At 31.5% G+C, this 20,214-nt stretch carries 20 protein-coding genes and 1 tRNA gene; 13 read left to right on the top strand and 8 right to left on the bottom strand.

Annotated elements, in window-relative coordinates:
* The 6 genes from ABD816_RS09315 (at position 1) to ABD816_RS09290 (ending at position 5,804) form a co-directional block, all read left to right on the top strand.
* Positions 1–570 carry a chalcone isomerase family protein gene (locus ABD816_RS09315; protein ID WP_344926710.1) on the top strand — a complete coding sequence of 190 codons (570 nt, stop codon included), beginning with the start codon at positions 1–3 and terminating at the stop codon, positions 568–570.
* Between the two features lie 145 nt (positions 571–715).
* The gene (locus ABD816_RS09310; RefSeq protein ID WP_344926709.1) at positions 716–1,279 is read left to right on the top strand and encodes a chalcone isomerase family protein; all 564 of its coding nucleotides are present in this window, start codon (positions 716–718) and stop codon (positions 1,277–1,279) included.
* Positions 1,280–1,365: 86 nt separating this feature from the next.
* A complete protein-coding gene (locus ABD816_RS09305) occupies positions 1,366–1,797 on the top strand; it encodes a DUF2147 domain-containing protein (RefSeq protein WP_344926708.1) in 432 nt (143 codons plus the stop codon).
* 150 nt (positions 1,798–1,947) lie between these two features.
* Positions 1,948–2,514, top strand: coding sequence for a chalcone isomerase family protein (locus ABD816_RS09300; protein WP_344926705.1), 567 nt, complete (start codon positions 1,948–1,950; stop codon positions 2,512–2,514).
* 311 nt (positions 2,515–2,825) lie between these two features.
* Positions 2,826–5,279 (top strand): replication restart helicase PriA, encoded by a 2,454-nt coding sequence (gene priA / locus ABD816_RS09295; RefSeq protein WP_344926704.1) that lies wholly within the window; start codon positions 2,826–2,828, stop codon positions 5,277–5,279.
* A 51-nt stretch (positions 5,280–5,330) separates the two neighbouring features.
* Entirely contained in the window at positions 5,331–5,804 is a 474-nt protein-coding gene (locus ABD816_RS09290) for a hypothetical protein (protein ID WP_344926702.1), read from the top strand.
* A 328-nt stretch (positions 5,805–6,132) separates the two neighbouring features.
* Here the strand turns inward: ABD816_RS09290 and ABD816_RS09285 are convergent, their stop codons facing one another.
* A complete protein-coding gene (locus tag ABD816_RS09285) occupies positions 6,133–6,846 on the bottom strand; it encodes a LytR/AlgR family response regulator transcription factor (protein ID WP_344926701.1) in 714 nt (237 codons plus the stop codon).
* Between the two features lie 160 nt (positions 6,847–7,006).
* On the opposite strand from ABD816_RS09285, the gene rpsF reads away from it, so the two are divergent.
* The 4 genes from rpsF to ABD816_RS09265 all read left to right on the top strand — a co-directional run bounded on the left by rpsF (position 7,007) and on the right by ABD816_RS09265 (position 8,784).
* Positions 7,007–7,345 (top strand): 30S ribosomal protein S6, encoded by a 339-nt coding sequence (gene rpsF, locus ABD816_RS09280; RefSeq protein ID WP_344926699.1) that lies wholly within the window; start codon positions 7,007–7,009, stop codon positions 7,343–7,345.
* Positions 7,346–7,347: 2 nt separating this feature from the next.
* Positions 7,348–7,647, top strand: a complete 300-nt coding sequence (rpsR, locus tag ABD816_RS09275) for a 30S ribosomal protein S18 (protein WP_344926698.1) — start codon at positions 7,348–7,350, stop codon at positions 7,645–7,647.
* 16 nt (positions 7,648–7,663) lie between these two features.
* Entirely contained in the window at positions 7,664–8,116 is a 453-nt protein-coding gene (rplI, locus tag ABD816_RS09270) for a 50S ribosomal protein L9 (protein ID WP_344926696.1), read from the top strand.
* Between the two features lie 188 nt (positions 8,117–8,304).
* Positions 8,305–8,784 carry a DUF6495 family protein gene (locus ABD816_RS09265; protein ID WP_344926694.1) on the top strand — a complete coding sequence of 160 codons (480 nt, stop codon included), beginning with the start codon at positions 8,305–8,307 and terminating at the stop codon, positions 8,782–8,784.
* Between the two features lie 181 nt (positions 8,785–8,965).
* On the opposite strand, the gene ABD816_RS09260 is transcribed toward ABD816_RS09265, so the two are convergent.
* On the bottom strand, positions 8,966–10,201 hold the full coding sequence (locus ABD816_RS09260; protein WP_344926692.1) for an ABC transporter permease: 1,236 nt from the start codon (positions 10,199–10,201) through the stop codon (positions 8,966–8,968).
* Between the two features lie 221 nt (positions 10,202–10,422).
* Here ABD816_RS09260 and hisS point away from each other — a divergent pair, with 221 nt between their 5' ends.
* Positions 10,423–11,847: a histidine--tRNA ligase gene (gene hisS / locus ABD816_RS09255; protein WP_344926691.1), complete on the top strand. Its 1,425-nt coding sequence runs from the start codon at positions 10,423–10,425 to the stop codon at positions 11,845–11,847.
* Positions 11,848–11,908: 61 nt separating this feature from the next.
* Here the strand turns inward: hisS and ABD816_RS09250 are convergent, their stop codons facing one another.
* The 5 genes from ABD816_RS09250 to ABD816_RS09230 form a co-directional block, all read right to left on the bottom strand.
* Positions 11,909–13,249: an HTTM domain-containing protein gene (locus tag ABD816_RS09250; RefSeq protein WP_344926688.1), complete on the bottom strand. Its 1,341-nt coding sequence runs from the start codon at positions 13,247–13,249 to the stop codon at positions 11,909–11,911.
* Positions 13,236–14,363, bottom strand: a complete 1,128-nt coding sequence (locus tag ABD816_RS09245; protein ID WP_344926687.1) for an imelysin family protein — start codon at positions 14,361–14,363, stop codon at positions 13,236–13,238. The genes ABD816_RS09250 and ABD816_RS09245 overlap by 14 nt, the downstream gene beginning before the upstream one ends.
* Positions 14,364–15,767 (bottom strand): di-heme oxidoreductase family protein, encoded by a 1,404-nt coding sequence (locus ABD816_RS09240; RefSeq protein ID WP_344926685.1) that lies wholly within the window; start codon positions 15,765–15,767, stop codon positions 14,364–14,366.
* An 81-nt stretch (positions 15,768–15,848) separates the two neighbouring features.
* Positions 15,849–17,030: an imelysin family protein gene (locus ABD816_RS09235; protein ID WP_344926683.1), complete on the bottom strand. Its 1,182-nt coding sequence runs from the start codon at positions 17,028–17,030 to the stop codon at positions 15,849–15,851.
* A 616-nt stretch (positions 17,031–17,646) separates the two neighbouring features.
* Positions 17,647–18,039, bottom strand: a complete 393-nt coding sequence (locus tag ABD816_RS09230; RefSeq protein ID WP_344926681.1) for an START-like domain-containing protein — start codon at positions 18,037–18,039, stop codon at positions 17,647–17,649.
* A gap of 162 nt (positions 18,040–18,201) precedes the next feature.
* Between ABD816_RS09230 and ABD816_RS09225 the strand changes: the two genes are divergently transcribed.
* Positions 18,202–18,275, top strand: a tRNA-Met gene (locus ABD816_RS09225).
* 92 nt (positions 18,276–18,367) lie between these two features.
* Positions 18,368–19,216, top strand: a complete 849-nt coding sequence (locus ABD816_RS09220; RefSeq protein WP_344926679.1) for an aminotransferase class IV — start codon at positions 18,368–18,370, stop codon at positions 19,214–19,216.
* 80 nt (positions 19,217–19,296) lie between these two features.
* Here ABD816_RS09220 and ABD816_RS09215 read toward each other — a convergent pair whose 3' ends face one another.
* The gene (locus ABD816_RS09215; protein WP_344926677.1) at positions 19,297–19,857 is read right to left on the bottom strand and encodes a YqgE/AlgH family protein; all 561 of its coding nucleotides are present in this window, start codon (positions 19,855–19,857) and stop codon (positions 19,297–19,299) included.
* Between the last annotated feature and the right edge of the window lie 357 nt (positions 19,858–20,214).

The following is a 20,214-nucleotide window of genomic DNA, read 5'->3' as shown; positions in this document are numbered from 1 at the left end:
ATGAAAAAAATAAGCCTTTTATTGTCATTATTCACATTACTAACAGTTTTTTCCGGACAGGCACAAACTAAAATTGGTGATGCAACTTTACCAAATACTATTACTTTTAGCGGAGAGAACCTTATTATTAATGGAGCGGGATTACGAGAGAAATTCTTTTTTGATATTTATGCAGGAGGTTTGTATTTAAAGAAAAAAAGTAAAAATGCAAGCGAGATTGCTGCTGCAGATGAAACGATGGCTATTAAGCTACATATTTTATCAGGTATGATGTCTAAAAGTAAAATGCAATCAGCGCTGCGTGATGGATTCGATAAGGCAACTAATTATAATACTAAATCTTTAGATAAACGAATTAATCAGTTTATTGGATATATGAAAGATGAAATTGAAGTAGGACAGATTTATGATCTTGTATATATTAAAGGTAAAGGAATGGTCCTTTATAAAGACAATATAGAAAAAGGAACTATAGAAGGGTTGGATTTCAAAAAAGCGTTGTTTAATATTTGGCTAGGTAAGAAACCAGCAGATGGAGGTTTGAAAGATGAGATGCTTGGTGATATATAGGTTGAACGGATCGTTTTTTACGATTAAATGCATATAATTGTCTATTTTAACATTATTTATTATGCTAGCATAGCTTTAAGTGTTTATATTTACATCGATTTTTTAAAATACATAATAACATACCCCCACCTAATACATCATAGTAATGAAAAAAATTATTTTAGTAATAGTAGCATTAATTTCTTTATCTAGTGCTATTGGACAAATTAGGGTAGGTAAAGCAATTTTACCTTATGAGGAAACTTTTGAAGGTACAGAGCTTAAGTTAAATGGCGCAGGTCTTCGTGAAATGCTATGGATTGATTTATATGCAGGTGGGTTGTATTTGCAGAGCAAGACTAAAGATCCACTAGCGATTCTGGATGCAGATGAGACAATGGCAATAAAATTAAATATTGTATCAGGTTTTGTCACACAAAAAAAAATGATTCAAGCTGTTAATGATGGATTTCAAAAAGCAACTTTTGGAAATACTAAGAGTTTAGATGAAAGAATAAATAAATTTATAGGTTTTTTCTCAGAGCCAATTGTAAAAAGAGATGTTTTTGATCTTGTATATATCAAAGAAAAAGGTGTAAAAGCTTTTAAAAATGGAAAAGAATTAGGACTTATAGAAGGAAGAGATTTTAAATATGCATTATTTAAAATTTGGTTGGGTGATGAGCCTGCTAGCGAGGGGATTAAGAATGGGATGCTAGGTCTGCAATAATTTTTTTTTGAAATATTATAAAAAGTTATCCTGTTTATGGATAACTTTTTTGTTTATAATTGTGTAAAAATAAATAAAAATATAATATGAATATATCTAGAATTATTATCATAGTGGTTGTTTTTATGACAACTATTGCCACTGCTCAAGAAAAAATTATTGGTGAATGGAAAACGATTGATGATGCCACTGGTGAGGCTAAATCAATTGTAGAAATCTATAAACAAGGAAATCAATATTTTGGTAAAATTAAAAGAATATTAAAAGAATCTGATAGAGATAAGACTTGTATTAAATGTGAAGGTAGCGATTATGGAAAACCAATCGAAGGATTAGTAATCATAAAAAATCTATCAAAAGACGGAAATGAATATGAAGATGGAACTATTCTCGATCCCGAAAATGGAAAAATATATACTAGTAAAATATGGGTTGATGAAGATAATCAGGATGTCTTAAATGTAAGAGGATATATTGCTTTCTTTTATAGAACTCAAAACTGGATTAGAGTAAAATAAAAATTATTTTGTATTTATTAATCTATAAATAGCTCTTTCATAATATAGTTAGTAGTCAATATGAACCCTGCTTTTTAATTATTTTTTATTTTTTTGTTAGTTTATTACAGAATACCGAACTAAATATCTGTAATCTAAAATAAATTAACTATGAAAATAATAACTACTTTTATTCTAGCTTTCTTGCTAACTTCTGTTGTTACAGCTCAAGTGAGGATTGGTGATGTAGTATTACCTTATAAAGTTACCTTTGGTGAAGAAGAATTAACACTTAATGGTGCAGGAATGCGCTCAATAATTGGAATAGATACGTATTCTGGAGGATTATATACAAAACAAAAATTCAATGATCCTAAAGTAATTCTTGATTCTGATGAACCGATGTCTATACGGCTGAATATAGTTTCCAAAAAAGTTACAAATTCTAGAATGATTAAAGTATTTCGTAAAGGCTTTGATGATGCCTTATTTGGTAATACTGAGAATATGGATGATAGAATTAATGATTTTCTTAAACTATTTTCTTCTCCAATGCAGATAAACGACTATTTTGATTTAGTATATATAAAAGGAAAAGGAATCAAAACATTCAAAAATGGGGAAGAACTAGGATTTATTGAAGGCAGGGATTTTAAATATGCACTTTTTAAAATTTGGTTAGGTAATGAACCAGCCTGTAAATTAATAAAAGGAGGAATGCTGGGATTGAGTCAATAATAAATAATAAATAGAATCTATTAATAAGCCTGATCGTTTACTCTGTCAGGTTTTTTTGCTTTATACAATTATAGATAACGAGAAAAGAATTATTTAAAGTTTTTTTTACCTAGTTAGTATGGTGGTTTACTTTTATAACGATGGCTATGTAAATTAATACGGTTTATGATGTGTTAAAGTAACTTTGTATTTTTATCCGTTTTTTATAATCCAATTAGTTTTATATTGTATTTTTATACAATCTAAAGCTGCTTTTTTTCATTTTTAATAGTGTTTAGTAAATATTCCCTTTTTGATTTTATACCCTGAGAATGTCGTATTTTATAGATGTAATCCTTCCTATACCTCTTGAGAAAGAATTTACATATAGTGTTAATAAAGATGAATTTGTTTTTCTTAAACCAGGTATGCGGGTAGCTGTCCAGTTTGGTAAGAGTAAAGTATATGCAGCTTTAGTTACCAAGATTCATCAAGTTGCACCATTAGTCTATGAAGCAAAAGAAATTGAACATATATTAGATGAATCTCCTATTGTTACTAGTCATCAGTTAGAGCTTTGGTCTTGGATTGCTACATATTATATGTGTTCAAAGGGAGAAGTGATGAGAGCTGCTTTACCTAGTGCTTTTTTGCTAGAAAGTGAAACTATTATCTTGAAAAATGATAAAATTACTGTTGATGAAAGTATTCTTAAAGATGATGAGTTCTTAATTTATGAAGCATTACAACATCAAAGTCTACTTCGTATTCAGGAAATCATGAATATTACAGGTAAGAAAACAGTGTTACCAATAATAAAAAGGTTACTTGAAAAAGAAATAATTGTAGTACAAGAAGAGATTTATGAACAATATAAACCAAAGATCGTAAGATATGTAAAATTACATGCTGAATATACAAAAGAACAAGCATTACAATCTTTATTAGAATCCTTAACACGCGCTCCAAAACAAAAGGAAGTCTTGATGCATTTATTTATGCTGGAGTCTAAAAATAATAAACCAATAAAAATTAGTGAATTAGCTAAAGCAGCTAATAGTAGTGCTGCTATAATAAAAACGTTGATTGACAAAGATATTTTAGAAGAATATCAATTACAAGTTGATAGAGTCCAATTTGATGGAGATTCATCTACATTGAGTAAAGACTTAAATACATATCAAGAAAAAGCCTTACAACAACTTAGAACTTGTTTTTTAGACAAAGATGTATGTTTATTACATGGAGTAACTTCTTCTGGTAAAACTGAAGTATATGTCAAACTAATTGAATCTCAACTTGAAAAAGGTAAGCAAATTTTATATTTATTACCAGAAATAGCATTGACTACTCAGTTAATTAAAAGGTTACAAGCATATTTTGGAGAAAAGTTGACAGTCTATCATTCAAGATACTCAGTAAATGAAAGGGTAGAAGCTTGGAATAATGTAAAGAATACTACGTCTAAAGCTCAAATTATTATAGGAGCCAGGTCTTCAATTTTTTTACCTTTTACTAATTTGGGGTTGATTATCATTGATGAAGAACATGAGGGGTCTTTTAAGCAGTTTGATCCCGCACCAAGATATCATGCAAGAGATACAGCAGTTGTTTTGTCTGGTATGTTCGCGTCGAAAGTGTTATTGGGATCCGCAACACCAGCGCTGGAAACATATTATAATGCGATGCAAGGTAAATATGGGGTAGTAGAGCTTAAAAGAAGATATGGTAATGTTCTGATGCCTGATATAAATTTAGTAGACCTTAAAACAAAATATAAGAAGAAAGAAATGACGGGGCATTTTAGTGATACGCTATTAGAGGCTATCAAAGATGCTCTCAGAGAGAATGAACAGGTAATTTTATTTCAAAACAGAAGAGGGTACTCTCCAGTTATAGAATGCAATACCTGCGGGCATTCCCCACAATGTCCTAATTGTGATGTGAGTCTTACTTTTCATAACCATCGCAATCAGTTGCGATGTCATTATTGTGGATATCATATGGCGATGTTACAAAAGTGCTTGGCATGTGGGAGTACGGAATTGTCTACAAAAGGTTTTGGAACAGAGCAGATAGAGAAAGAATTACAAGAGTTACTTCCGGATTATAATATAGGTAGAATGGATCAGGACACTACCAGAGGTAAACACGGTTATGAAAAATTGATTACTAAATTTGAAGATGGTGAAATAGATATTCTGGTTGGTACACAAATGCTCACAAAAGGTTTGGATTTTAGAAATGTAAGTTTAGTAGGGATCATGAATGCGGATAATCTCCTTAACTTTCCTGATTTCAGAGCTCATGAACGTAGTTTTCAATTAATGCAACAAGTCGCGGGAAGGGCAGGGAGAACCAGTAAACGAGGTAAGGTGTTGATCCAAACGTATAACCCATATCATCAGATACTACAGCAAGTATCTGTGAACGATTATACTGGTATGTATAAAGATCAGATCGAAGAAAGACATCAGTATAAGTATCCTCCTTTTTATAGAATTATAAAAATTACCGCACGTCATAAAGATTATAATAAGGTAAATGCAGCAACATTATGGTTAGCAAAATCTCTGCGCATGTATTTTAAAGAACATGTACTGGGACCAGAGTTTCCGCCAATTTCCAGAATAAGAAATCAATATCATAAAAATATTTTGATAAAAATCCCACAAGGTCAATCTTTGGGTAAGACTAAAGAAGCTGTTAAAAAGGTTCATACTACTTTTAAGAGTGTCAGAGATTTTGCAGGAGTTAGGATTGTGATTAATGTAGACACATATTAAATAGAAAGCTATACACCAGAAAATAAATAATGAAGATAAAAACATGTTTATATGGAGCATAATGGCCAGTTAGAAAATAATGACGAGTGTTCTGATTGTACGAAGCCAGAAGTAAAACAAATAGCAGAGATTAAAAAAAGAAGAAATACTGCGTTTTTAATTGTTTTGTGTACATGTACAATTGCAGGGTCTTTATTTGGGATCCTAAGAGGAGTATTTTATCAAGAATTAGCAAGTTCTAATGAATATTATAGAGGATGGATTTATATAGCTACTAATCTGGGAACAGGAGTAGGTGCATTTTTAATGATCTACAGCAGAAATATACTAGGACTTTACGCTTATAGTTTATGCCAGATTTTATATTTAGCTACCGTATTTATAGCAAGATTTTCATATGATGATGTCAAATATCTTGGAGATTTAAGTGAATTGGCTTCATTTATTTCAACATTATTCCTGATTCCTTCGTTTCTGTTTTTGATTTTGTATTGGCTACCCATAAATCGAAAATGTTTATCATAAATAGGTTTACACTTAACTCAATATAACCCTAATACAACAGAATTTGATTTTGTAGTTAGTTCTAGTTATAAAGCCAGTAAGAAGGATAAGATTAATTTATTAGAATACCTTTTTTGAACTAGTGAATTTTTCTCCGCTTGGAGTAAGAAAATTCAATCATAGGTATAAGTTGAAGTGAATCTTTATATAAATTAAAGTGTTTATAATAAGACATATATTTTGTAAAAAATGTAAAGAAGTTTTGAGTAGTCTTAAATTATTAGAAAGTAAGAAAAACAAAAATCCCACTGATATGAGTGGGATTTAATATATTTTTAGTATCTAATTATTAACTGTTTAAAGCTTCAATTAGAGAATGCTTTTTATGTCTACTTAAAGGTATCTTTTCATCAGCAATTTCTATATTTCTACTGTTGTATCGCTCTACTTTATCAAGATTTACTATATACGACTTATGGATTCTCAAAAAACGATCTTCCGGAAGTTCTGCTTCAAAGGATTTCATCGTAGCCAGAACTACAATAGGATCTCCTTCTTCCATAATTAACTTTACATAATCTCCTAGAGCTTCTACATATTTAAGTTGACTTAAAAATATTTTACGTTTTTTAAGATTACTCTTAACAAAAATATAATCATCATCTTCTATTGATGACTGTTCAGAGTTTAAACGAGTCATACTTAATGCCTTTTCTACTGCCGCATTAAATCGATCTTTTTTAAGAGGTTTTCTTAAATAATCAATAGCATCATAATCAAAAGCTTTAAAAGCATATTTGGTTTTCCCGGTAACAAAGATAATATGAGGTTTATTTTCTAAATCATCTAAGAGATCAAAACCTGTTAGAATGGGCATTTCAATATCAAGAAATAGCAAATCAACGGGCGTATCTAATAAGCCGTTTTTTGTCTCAATAGCATTATTCCATTCTGCTACTAATTCTAATGATGGATGATCATCAATTAATTTAACAATTGCTAAACGTTGTAGTCTCGAATCGTCTACAACTGCACATTTTAATTCAGTCTGTTCCACTTGCATAGGTTAATATTCATTACAATATTAATGAATATATATCATTCGCACAAACATTTTCAGCTTTTTATCGGCAAAAAACGTTATTCGTCGAAGTGTATTTTTAGTTTGATAATCAAAAAAATAATCTTACTTTTGCAGCCAATTTAATTAAAAATAGATTTTTATGAATCATTATGAAACTGTTTTCATCTTGAATCCCGTTTTATCTGATGAACAGATAAAGGAAACAGTTAAGAAGTACGAAGATATTCTTATTTCTAATGGAGCCAAGATGATATCCAAAGAAGACTGGGGGCTTAAGAAGCTTGCTTATGCAATCCAGCACAAAAAAAGTGGTTTTTATCACTTATTCGAATTTACCGCTCCAGGAACTGCTGTCAACCCATTGGAAGTAGAATTTAGAAGAGATGAGCGAGTGATGCGTTACCTTACTGTAAGTTTAGATAAGCACGCAATCGCCTGGGCAGAGAAAAGAAGAAATAGAAACAAACAAAAAGCTTAATTATGGCATCATCTATAGAGCAACAAGCTAAAGGAAAAAAAGATGGAGAGATCAGATATCTTACTCCATTAAATATTGACACTTCTAAAGCAAAGAAGTATTGCCGTTTCAAAAAATCAGGAATTAAATATATTGATTATAAAGATCCTGAATATTTAATGGCTTTTGTAAACGAACAAGGTAAATTGTTACCACGTCGACTTACTGGAACTTCTTTAAAATATCAACGTAAGGTGAGTGTTGCTGTAAAAAGAGCAAGACATTTAGCACTCATGACTTATGTTGGTGATTTATTAAAATAAAATACATCATAACATTATGGAACTTATATTAAAAAAAGACGTTGAGAATCTAGGATTCGCTGACGATATGGTAGAGGTGAAGAACGGTTATGGTCGTAACTTTTTGATTCCTGGAGGTTTAGCTGTTTTAGCTACCCCATCTGCTAAGAAAGTATTAGCTGAAACGTTAAAGCAACGTTCATTTAAAGAAAAGAAAGAAATTGAAGATGCAGAGAAGGTAGCAAAGAAAATTGCTGCAGTCGAAATCAAGATTACTGCTAAAGTAGGATCAGGAGATAAATTATTTGGTTCTATCTCTAATGCGGATGTTTCTGAAGCGTTAGCTAAAGAAAATATAGAGATTGAAAAGAAATTTATTACTGTACCTGGAGGAACTATTAAACGTTTAGGACAGTATGAAGCATCTGTTCGTCTTCATAGAGCAGTAATTGCTACTGTACCTTTCGAAATTATAGCACAGGCTAAATAATAAAATAAGTAATATTATTTTATGTATAGATATTAAAAATCGCTCATTTGAGCGATTTTTTTTTGTTATGAGGAGTTTGTAATATGTTTTTGATAAAATCTAAAAGGCAATAACAGTAAGAAATCGAGAGTAAAATATTGTTTATTGATTCAATTGATATGCTTATTTTTGCACCCAAATTTTATAAAATGAAGTACCAGAGACTTACTAAAGAGCAATTAGAAGAATTACATCAAGAATTTATTAATTTTCTAGCTACACAATCTATTACGGCAAATGAATGGGAGGAGCTCAAAGTTAATAAACCAGAAGTAGCAGAAGAAGAGTTAGATGTTTTTAGTGATCTCGTATGGCAGGGAGTATTAAGTAAAGCTAATTATTTAGAGCATTTTTCTAAAGATCAGATACATCTTTTCTATCTGGGCGGAACCGAGATGTATCTAATTGCAATTAAGGTGAATAATGATGAAATTGATATAACTACCACAGAAGGGTATAATTGGCTACGCGAGCACCTAATGAATGATCAGGTTGTTTTTTATAATGCAACCAAAGAATACGGCGAGGATCCTGCAATGGATATTTTTAAACTTATTCAAAAAGGAGCTAATATTACTAATGGAGAGTTGTATAAATATTTCGAAAAGTTAATGAAGAAAGAAGAGTAAGTATTCAACTAACCGGATCCAAGTATCCGTACATAAGAATCAAAATCTATTTATTTTGAGAGTCAGGAAATTATACTTCTTTTATTTCTGTTTCTTGAATTTACATGCTTCAGCTAAATTCATCACTGCTATCTTACGGTTACGACTATGCTAAGCAATTTGTAATTAAAAAATCGTACAATCACTCATGTCTTAATGATTCAATTGGATCTTGCTTGGCAGCTTTTATAGCTGGGTATATACCGAATATTAACCCTACTAGTAGCGACACAAACGAAGCCAGAATCATTATTTTCCAAGGGATATAAAATGTTAGGTCATATTGTTGAGTTACATAAAATGCAGCAACGATACCACCAACTATCCCTATTAAGTTTCCAAGCTGAGCTATGGTAATAGATTCAATAAAAAATTGTAGGGCAATCGCTTTTCTTTTAGCGCCTAATGCTTTTCGTATTCCTATTTCTCTGGTTCTTTCTGTAACAGAAACGAGCATGATGTTTAATAACGCAATGGAGGATCCGAATACCGTAATAATTCCTAAGATAAATCCAGAAATATTAAGAGCACTTCCGATAGACGCAATTCTGTTTAAAAGATCATCACTACGTTCTATACCAAAATTGTTTTCCTCAAGTGGATTTAATCGTCTGATTTTTCTAAACGTACTGATTGCTTCGTCCTGAGCACCTTCCATATATTGCTTGTCATCTACTTTGACACTTATTTTGTAATCAATATTAGGTAGTGTAAAAATAGAGCGCGCAACCTGTAGCGGAATCAGTACTCTAAGATCCTGATTGTTTCTAAAAGTAGCTCCTTTACTTTCCAGTACACCTACAACTTTGAATTTGACACCTCTCACACTAATGATCTTATTGATCGGGTCAACATATTTAAAGATGTTTTTTTTAAAATCAGATCCAATTAAGCAAACATTGCTGTTGTTTTCTACATCAAAAAAAGTAAGATTTCTACCATTTTCAACTTCAGTTCCTGTGTTATCAAGGTAATTTTCATTAATTCCTACTATTGAAACTTCTGGGTCGGTCTTCTCACCGTCATACGTAACCTCAGCAGTGCTTGTTCCTTTGAAAGAAATAGAAGTTTTTGAAAAAGGATATTGAAATTTATCTTTAAACTCTCGTACATTTCGGTAATTAATAATTGGATTTATTTTTTCACGGGTACGATTGTTTCTTGTGGAGAATTCATACCGTTGTATATTAAAAGTATTAGCACCCATTGAAGCAAAATCTCCCGAAATAGTATTTTCTAAAGCACCTACAAGGGTCAGAATACCTACCAGAGCAGTAATACCAATGGCAATGATGAGAACAGTAAGGGTAGTTCGTAAAAGCTGTCCTCTTATGGAGTCTAATGCAATACGAATATTCTCTCTGAAAAGTGAAAACATATAGCGTTAATTAAGATCTTGTTATGTATATGACTACAAAATGTGTTTAAAGTTACTCAAAAAAGTAAGTTTTATAGATAGAAGTAAAAAGTCTTTCTGTTTTTAGTCTTTATTTTTAAAGCTTTTTTGGATATTTACACGTTATAAAAAATGGTAGTGTATACAATGCCGATATATGGTAAGACTACCCTTATTAATCTAAGAATATTAAATAATACAGCATGGCGCAAAAACCATCAATACCCAAAGGAACAAGAGATTTTTCACCAATAGAGATAGCAAAACGAAGTTATATAACGAGTATTATAAAAGAACAGTTCCAGTTGTTTGGTTTTCATCCAATAGAAACTCCTAGTTTCGAAAATAGTGATACTTTAATGGGTAAATATGGAGAAGAAGGAGATCGATTGATTTTTAAGATATTGAATTCGGGAAATTTCTTTTTCAATAAAAATAAAATTAATTTACCAAAAAGTATTGATACACTCTTAAATAACTCTGCGGATAAAATTGAATCTGATGAACGTATAGAACTAAATAAATTTACGGGTTTAATCTCAGAAAAGGCTTTGCGTTACGATTTGACAGTACCCTTTGCAAGATATGTAGTTCAACATCAAAACGAAATTGATTTTCCATTTAAACGATACCAGATCCAACCCGTTTGGCGCGCTGACAGACCACAAAAAGGTAGATTTAGAGAGTTTTATCAGTGTGATGCAGATGTGGTAGGAAGTAAATCATTATGGCAAGAAGTAGATTTTATTCAATTGTATGATGCCGTATTCACAAAATTAGGATTAAAAGGTGTCACTATAAAAATGAATAACAGAAAGATTCTTTCTGGTATTGCAGAGGTAATTGGAGCTAGTGATAAATTGATTGATTTTACCGTTGCATTAGATAAACTGGATAAGATAGGTGAGGAGGGAGTTAAAGAAGAAATGCTTGCTAAAGGAATTTCTGAAACAGCTATAGAAAAAGTACAACCACTTTTTACCTTTACAGGAACTGCTTCAGAAAAGATCCGTCAATTAAAAGAGTTATTAAGTTCTTCTGATGTAGGAATGAAAGGAGTTGCTGAGTTAGAATTTATTATAAATACGCTTCAAGAAATCCCTCTGTCTACGGCTTCCTTAGATCTTGATATTACCTTAGCACGAGGATTGAACTATTATACGGGAGCAATTTTTGAAGTTTCAGCCCCTGATGGGATAAATATGGGTTCTATAGGTGGAGGAGGTCGCTATGATGATCTTACAGGTATTTTCGGACTTAAAAATGTAAGCGGGGTAGGAATTTCTTTTGGATTGGATAGAATTTATTTGGTATTAGAAGAGCTGGGATTATTTCCAGAAACAGTGGCTCCTTCTACCAAAGCGTTGTTTATTAATTTTGGTGAAGCAGAAGCGTTCTATTGTTTCAAAACCATCCGTAAGCTCAGAAATAATGGAATCATAGCAGAGTTATATCCCGATAGCTCCAAAATGAATAAACAAATGAAATATGCGAATAACAGAACTATTCCTTTTGTAATTTTAGCAGGTACATCAGAAATGGAAAATAACAAGTATACTATAAAAAATATGCAATCCGGTAATCAGCAAGAAGTAGATTTTGATCAATTACAGGCACTTTTAAAGTAAGAATGTATAAAATTAATTAGCTCCCCTTCATAATGCTACTGTGTATGAAGGGGATAAATTTTTAGTACTTTATAATATGATCATATATGTCGTCTACTGATCGTATGAGTAACAGGTCAATTTCTGGATCGATATAGGTTCTGGAAGTTCTTCCATTTAATGATACTTTAGAGTTCACTGTGACAGCAATGTTACTTATTCCCTTCTGTTCAAAAATATCCCTGATATAATGCGCAAATTGCCATATCATATCTGGTTGAAAACTCATTTGTTTTTCTTGTATTACGCTTAAGTATTGTGATGGATAGACGGTAAAACGATTGTTAGTATCCTTATTAGTTACTGTAAATTCTGTAAAACCATTCTTTTCCATTACCATTACGTGCCAGGCGAATCTAAAACCGTTTTCAGTCCAGAGTACATTATTTGTTAATGCAAAATGACGCCAAGGAAGTATTAATTGAATAATAAAAAAAAATGTAATTATAATGAGTATAGGTTTCTTAGATCGTTGAGAAGTAGATAAAGTAGTATGATTGGCTACTGATCTAACACCGATATTTAGTTTTTTGAAGAGTAGTATCCACTCTTCAGATGTGATAAAAATTAAACTACCTGCGATCATTAACCACGGAAACATACCGATATTAAATAAGAGGTAGGTGAGCACATGGAAAGTAACCACAAAAATATATGCTACAGGTCTTGACTTTCTATTCCATAATAAAAATGGAATTAATAGGTCATAAAACATACCGGTCCAACTAAAAATATAAGGAGTGATGTCATATTCGAATAGTCTTCCCAGAATAGGAATATCCGTACGTGTTTTTAACCAGATTTTTAACGGTTGTGCTTCCAGCAACCAGTCTGACTTTAGTTTTGCAATACCTCCAAAAAAATATACGATTGCTAATTGTAATTGAAAAATAAAAATGGTCCATAGCGGTATACTATCTATTTTTATCTTAGAAAAAATTTTTGCATCCAGTGAATATTTACGATGTGCGGGTACCCATATCAATAAAAAGGCTACAAGAGAAACAAAATAGTAATGATTAAGATACCAGGATTTTTCTATTAGTTCAAGGTATGTAAATGAAAGAAAAAATAGTGGAGTAGCAAATCGATATAGTAATCCTAATCCAATACACAATGCAGAAACTGCACTGAGTATAACAATTACATACATAGTAGTTAAACCAAAAGGCTTAACCCACCCAAAATATTGATAGGTAAAATGAAATTCTGGAAGGATATAGCAGGCTTCAATCCATCCTTTATATATAAATCTAATTTGAGAAAAGCAGAGTAAACAACCAAACGCCATTCTGAAAATAGCCAGAGGTAAAATTGAAGTTGATTTGTTAAGAAATAAAAATAAGGTTTTAATCCCCATCATTATCATTAAAAGTAATGGTAGAGCCTAAAATATTAGCCATGTCCACTTTTACTAATACTAGTAAATCTCTAAAGGTATCTTTTAAATCATTTACGGCATCAGGATTCTTAATGATTTCATCTTCTAATGAACCGCTAATAGAGGCTAATTCTTCTTTGCAGACAGCAAATTGATCACTAATCTGATTTGCTAAAATCTCTCGACCAGATAAGATTAAAAAATCATCAAACCCTATTCTGAAAGGAGTTTGAGAAAAATCTCCAAGATAGCATCTTTCTAAAGATATTACATGTTGCTCAATAATTTCTTTGGAGAATTCACTATAATATCCTTCCAGACGTTCTGCTTCAATAATTCCTCCATTAGTATCTCCTAGTGGATTTCCTAATTTAGTAATAATAATCTCCTCAATTAAGGTGATCATAGCATTGATCATCTGATTTTGTGTACCACTAATTCCATTTTCTAATGAAGATGTAAAGTCTTCTTCATAGTTTTCCCAATGATCATTAAGTTCTTTTGATTTTGCAGATAAATTTTGAGTAAGACCCGTCAGATATTGTTTCCTTCTTTCTGCATTTTCTGAAGTTGTAAAAGAATTTAATATCTGAGTGTTTTCATCTCCTGAGAACAGAAGGTATTCTATCGCAGAAATTCCTTTAGAAGAGGCGCCTAAAGAGGTAATCAATGCTTCGTTAATAGTAGCTGTGCCAGATATATTATCATTAATGAAGATTTCATTTGTTGGCCAGAAATTAATTTCAGAACTAATAAACGTATTTTCTATAGCTCCTACATCATATAATTCTAATTGTTTCCAAAGCGATTGAGAAGATTTCCAAAGTGCTATAGTAGCATCCAGATTTTCTGATGTTGTAGATTGCTGAAAGGTAATGGCAGACTGTTGCAGTAATTCTGTTTCGTTAATAAATGCTTTAGTCAGAACTGAGATTTCATTATTGTAGATATTGGTAAGCTGCGCACTACGATGATATTGGATAGTAGCAGCCGATTCAGAAACTCCATTTTCTTCACAACTAATCAAACAAAGAGAAAAAATTAGAATTCCTGATATGCACGATACAATCGAGATTTTTTTTATTGAAAAATTCATTTATAACGATTTTATAAAGTCTATAAGTTTAGTTCTTTCTTCTACATTAAAATTCATAAAAGCTTCCTTAGATGCAGATGCCTCTCCACCATGCCATACAATCGCTTCTTCGATAGATTTTGCACGTCCATCGTGTAACAGATTAGAATGCCCATTTACTGCTTCAATAAGTCCAATTCCCCATAAAGGAGGCGTTCTCCATTCATTTCCATTAGCATCAAAATCCGGAGTGTTATCTGCCAGATCGTTACCCATATCGTGTAATAATAAATCTGTATATGGATAGATAATTTGATTCTCTAATGCTGGAATAGGATGTGCTCCCGTTTCCATTTTAGGAATATGACACGCAATACACTGAGCTTGTTCAAATAGCTGTTTTCCTTCTAAAATAAGTTGTTCATCATGATTCCTTCGTCCAGGAACAGCTAATGTACTAGAATATAAAGTAACGGTATCTAAGTTGTCATCTGTTATTTCTGGAGTTCCACCATTGGCAAGTGTATCACAATCCACAGAAGATGGACAATTTTCTTCTGGAAAAAGGGAACTTGTAATTCCTAAATCTCCGGCAAATGCGGCTGCAATTTGTTGTTTAAGATTAGGCTGATTAGCTTTCCACCCAAAACGCCCAAGTTGTAAAGAATTAGAAGCCACATCATATACATAATTAGGTTTTCCTGATATTCCATCATTATCGCTATCAGACTCGTCAGCAAATCCAAGAAGTGTAGCGTCTGGAACAGCTTCTAACAGCCCTAAACCTATCATTTGGTTAGCTACACGTGGTGATATCTGGATATTATCAGACATAGTTCCTAAGCTTAGATTTTCAAAAGAATAAGTAGGCTTTTGTAAATTTATCGTAGCACCATCTGGATAAGTGATACTAATATTTTGATAGGTTACCTTAATATTACCTTCGCTATCAACAATTTGTATGCCTTGATCCTGAAATTGACTTCCATAAACAGGGTCAGGTATGTTTTCTCCATTTATTCCCTTGCCTGGAATACTTAGTCTAAGTAGTAATCCATGGGATAATTCACCATCAAAAAGAGGTGCACGGCCACGGCCATCTTTAAAATGACAACCTGAACAGGATCTGGAATTAAAAAGGGGGCCTAATCCATCTCTTGCTGTTGTAGATGCAGGCGCAGTAACCCAACTTTGATTGAATAAAGAATTACCTAAAAAAAATACCAAACCATTTTCTTGACCAATATTAGGAGCCTGAAAGCCAAATGCATTTGCTGAAACATCAAAAACCGTAGTCTCTCCTCCAGAAAATGCTTCTCTTTCTTCTGCTACTAGTGGGATATAGTCATCATCATTTTGACAACTAAATAGTGATACTAATAATAATGATTGAGCTATATAAATTACATGATTTAAATACCGCATTTATATTTTTTTTACTGCAAAAATCAGAACCCCAAAAATAAGGGTTCTGATTTTATATACTTATTAGTTTAAGATAATTAATTAGTCAGGCAATTCTGAAGAAGCAGCAATACCAATTGCAGTTCCACCTTCTACAAAACTATCACCAAGATCTTGTAATGCAAGTACAGAAGCGATAACAGCCGGACGTTCACTATCATCAGAAATTGCAAAATCAAAAGGAATAGCAGTTGCTTCTACAGCTACTTCTGCCGCTGCTAATAATGCTGTTATTTTAGCGCCTACAGTTGGATCTGCTTGTGTTACAAGATCTTCTAAAGAAGCTCCATCAATAGAAGTGCTATAAGATCCACGATAAACATTAGCAATCCCCTGAAGATTTAATCTGATGTCTCTATGTGTATTGTCACTAAAACATGAGTGCTCGTCTTCCTGATCTTTATTTTGATATGCTACAGAGATACGTTCTCCTGCTAACTCTGATTTTGATAACGTAGAGATACCTGTGATAATATTTTTAAGAGCTTCATCTTCATCTAAAGCAAGAAAAGTATCTCTATACGCTCCTCCTTCTTTCCATTCGTCAATTAGTGATTGTAAATTATTTTTTAGTAACTCAGCACAAACTACTAAATATGTTCTTCTTCTATCTTGATTAGCTGAAGTTCCATCATCAACAAAATCTGTAAAAGGTCGCTGCCCCGGAAGTTTATCTAATGGATCTGTTAAATCCTGACCCCAAAGTAAAAATTCGATTGCATGGTATCCTACACTTACATTTTCTTCTCCACCTTGACCATTTAATCCTTCAAGTGTTTCTATATCTATGGTTGGATAATTTACTAAATCATTTATAATTCCAGAGTCATCAAGACCTTCCACATAATCCACATAGTTCTCATCTAGAGGCCATGCATTAAGTAATCCTTCTGGCTCATCTCCTGTATCAATAGGACCATTGGCAAAACGGAAAGCTTCAGTTTGTCCGTAAGACTCTCTTGATGCAATCCAGGCATTTTTTGCAATATCAAAATTTTCTTTTATTGGATTTTCAACAAATTTGTTCAATGAATTTTCTAATGCTACGGCTCCACTAAAAGCATCTAGATAATTTTGTAAAACTAAATCAGCGTAATTTTCTATAACAGCTGATTTTTCAACGGTAGCACCAGATCCATTATCGGTGTCATCATCACTTGAGCAAGCTACTGATGTTAAAGCCAAAAGGCTTAAAAAGGATAATTTGATAACTATTTTCTTCATCTTATTATTATTTGGACTTGTTTTAAATAGGGTTGCAAATATATTCTATCAAATAAGAACTCACAACTTTATTTAGACTTAATTTAAATAATATTTAATAAATATTATATTTTTTATAACATTTATATGTAGATTTTATTTTTAAAGAAAGTGGTGGAATTATTAATTTTTCATCAGTAAAGATTTTTGTTTTCTGATAAGTATCAGTGTATTATAAATCATTGTTTTTAAACCTGAAATTGAACTAGGGGTGTTGTGTTATAAAAATGATCGTATACTATATTAGGATTAACAGACTTAAAATTCTTTAGAAGAAGTATATCGTAAAAATATTATTAGAGTAGTATTGTAGTTATTAAAGAATAAATATTTCGATATTAACCTTATTTTAAAAATAAAAAAGATTTTTGCTATTTTGTATTACCTAATAGAATAAGAATTTTAGATATAAAATTGAAGGCAGTGATTTTTAGTAGTCTTCTGTGTAGATGTAAATTAGTGATTATAACAATGTTATTTTAAATATAGAAATCCCATATAAGAATAGTATTAAAATTAAATTATAACCATTGCTATAAGGGATCTATATTTTATATGTTGACTGAATATAATGAAGTTAAGATGAGCCTAATACTTGTTTTAAATTACTTACTTGGTTTTCCCAAAGCATTTTATTCTCTTCAATTTCATCATCTTCAGAAAAATCAGTGACCATTAATGAAACGTCTTTTGTAATTTCATCCACCTGTATACGTAACTCAAAAAAATAGTCATTTCCATCTTCTTCATCTTCCACCCACCTAAATTTAATTCTTTCTCCGTTTTTTTTGTTTAAAAGCTTTGCTTCTTCTTCACTATCATCCCATATAAATGTAAACAGTTGTCCTCTTGAATTTACATTGTCAGAATACCACTCAGATAGACCGGATGGTGTAGAAATATATTGATATAATAATTGAGGTGAGGATTGAATTACAAATTCTATTTCGTATTTTATTTTTTCAGACATATTTCAAATTGTTTGTTAGCCAATATATAGATTAATTATTGACTTTAAAAGTATTTGAAAAGTATTTAAAAAAATTAATTACACTTTATTGTTTGTACCAATGCATTTTGTTTTTATATTTGCACCCGCATTAAGAAACGTTGATGCGTTTATTCATATTTTGGCGAGGTAGCTCAGTTGGTTAGAGCGTCGGATTCATAACCCGGAGGTCGGGGGATCGTGCCCCCCTCTCGCTACAAAGCTCCTGTAAATCAGGAGCTTTTTTTTTAAGGATAGCTACGGTTTTTAAGATACTGTGTAAGTGTTACCTATTTTACCTATCAAATTTATGGTCAATATAAATGGAAATGTAATGGCTGATAATGAATCTTCATTATCTATTAATAACAGAGGATATGCCTATGGGGATGCATTGTTTGAGACAATACGTGTTAATGCGGGTACAATTCTTTTCTGGGAGGATCATTATTTTAGACTCATGGCTTCTATGAGGATTCTAAGAATGGAGATTCCTATGAACTTTACCCCAGAGTTTTTACATGAAGAGATATGTAAGCTTATTGAGGAGAACCACCTCACTAATTCTTCTGTTAGAGCTAAAATTATTGTAAATAGAAAGCAAGGAGGTTTGTATACTCCTGTTACAAATACCGTGGATTACATGATTGTTGTTACACCATTGGTGGGGCAATTTTATACAATTTCTAATAACCCGTATGAGGTAACTTTGTTTAAAGATCATTATATAGCACCAGACTTGTTATCTACACTAAAATCTAATAACAAAATAGTTAATATTCTTGGAAGTATTTTTGCTAAGGAAAATAGTTTTGAAAATTGTTTATTATTGAACACTAATAAAATGGTATTAGAGGGATTGAATGGTAATTTATTTCTGGTAAAGGGTAATGTAATAAAAACGCCTCCTATTGCAGATGGTTGTTTGAAGGGTATCTTAAGGACTCAATTATTAAGAATTCTTGAGAAATTAGATGATTATACCGTAGAAGAAATATCCATTTCTCCTTTTGAATTACAAAAGGCGGATGAAATTTTTATTACCAATGTGATCACAGGAATTCAACCAATTACAAAATTTAGAAAAAAGACATATGAATCTTTAGTTTCCAGAAAGTTACTAGGAATGTTAAACGCAAGAATACGAATAGGAGCATAGTGTTTTATTTCAAGTTTGTGTCTAGATCGAACAAACTTGTTTTAAAAGCATAATGAAATAAATATTAATCTAGTAAGATGTTAGTTATAACTTGGGTTTTCAGGAGCATTTGACCATATTAAATAATCTCCTCCTAATTCGATCATTTTTTCTTTCCAAAAAGAATTATACTCTTTACTTATAATATTTTTTTTATAGGTATTTTCTACGATTACCCACGAATTTGCTTCTAATTCTTGATTTAATTGTGTGGCATCCCAACCAGAATATCCAAGAAAAAATCTGATTTCATTGGGAGTTATGTTACCTTCTGCAATCAATTCTGATACAATACTAAAATCTCCACCCCAGTAAATTCCACATGAAATTTCTACACTATTGGGTATTAAATTAGGAACTTTGTGAATAAAATATAAATTATCCTGTTCTACCGGACCACCATTGTAAATTTTAAATTCAGATTCAATTTCAGGAACCAAATCAGAAAGAATATAGTCTAATGGTTTATTCATGATAAAACCAATAGATCCCTGATTTCCGTGATCTGCAAGTAGTACAACAGAACGATTAAATGAAACATCGCCAATAATGGATGGTTCAGCAATCAATAAGTGTCCTTTTGCTGGTTGAAGTGATATCATATGAATTAATTAGGTATACTAAAACTAAATAATTATTTTTAATAATCAAAGGGTATCCGCGTTTATTGTAGGATTTTATCACAAAAAGCATATGCTTTATGTATGATTTTAGTGGTTTTTTGAAGAATCAGTATAAAAACACCATTAGCCTTGCCAGAAATTCATTTCATGCTATTAAATAACTCTTAACTGCATTTTTATGATCTTATTTAATTGTTTATCAGTATAGTTATAAGTGGTTTTTAATCAATGGAATTTTCTTTTTGGTTTCCTTTTGGGTATTGCGCGTAGGATAAAGATATTTAGATTTGGAATAAACATATCCTTAGGTTAAGATAGTTCATTATGATAAATAAT

This window comes from Aquimarina addita, from assembly GCF_039539305.1.
In the GTDB taxonomy this organism is placed as follows: Bacteria; Bacteroidota; Bacteroidia; order Flavobacteriales; family Flavobacteriaceae; genus Aquimarina; species Aquimarina addita.
This window is presented reverse-complemented; position numbering and strand designations above follow the sequence as displayed.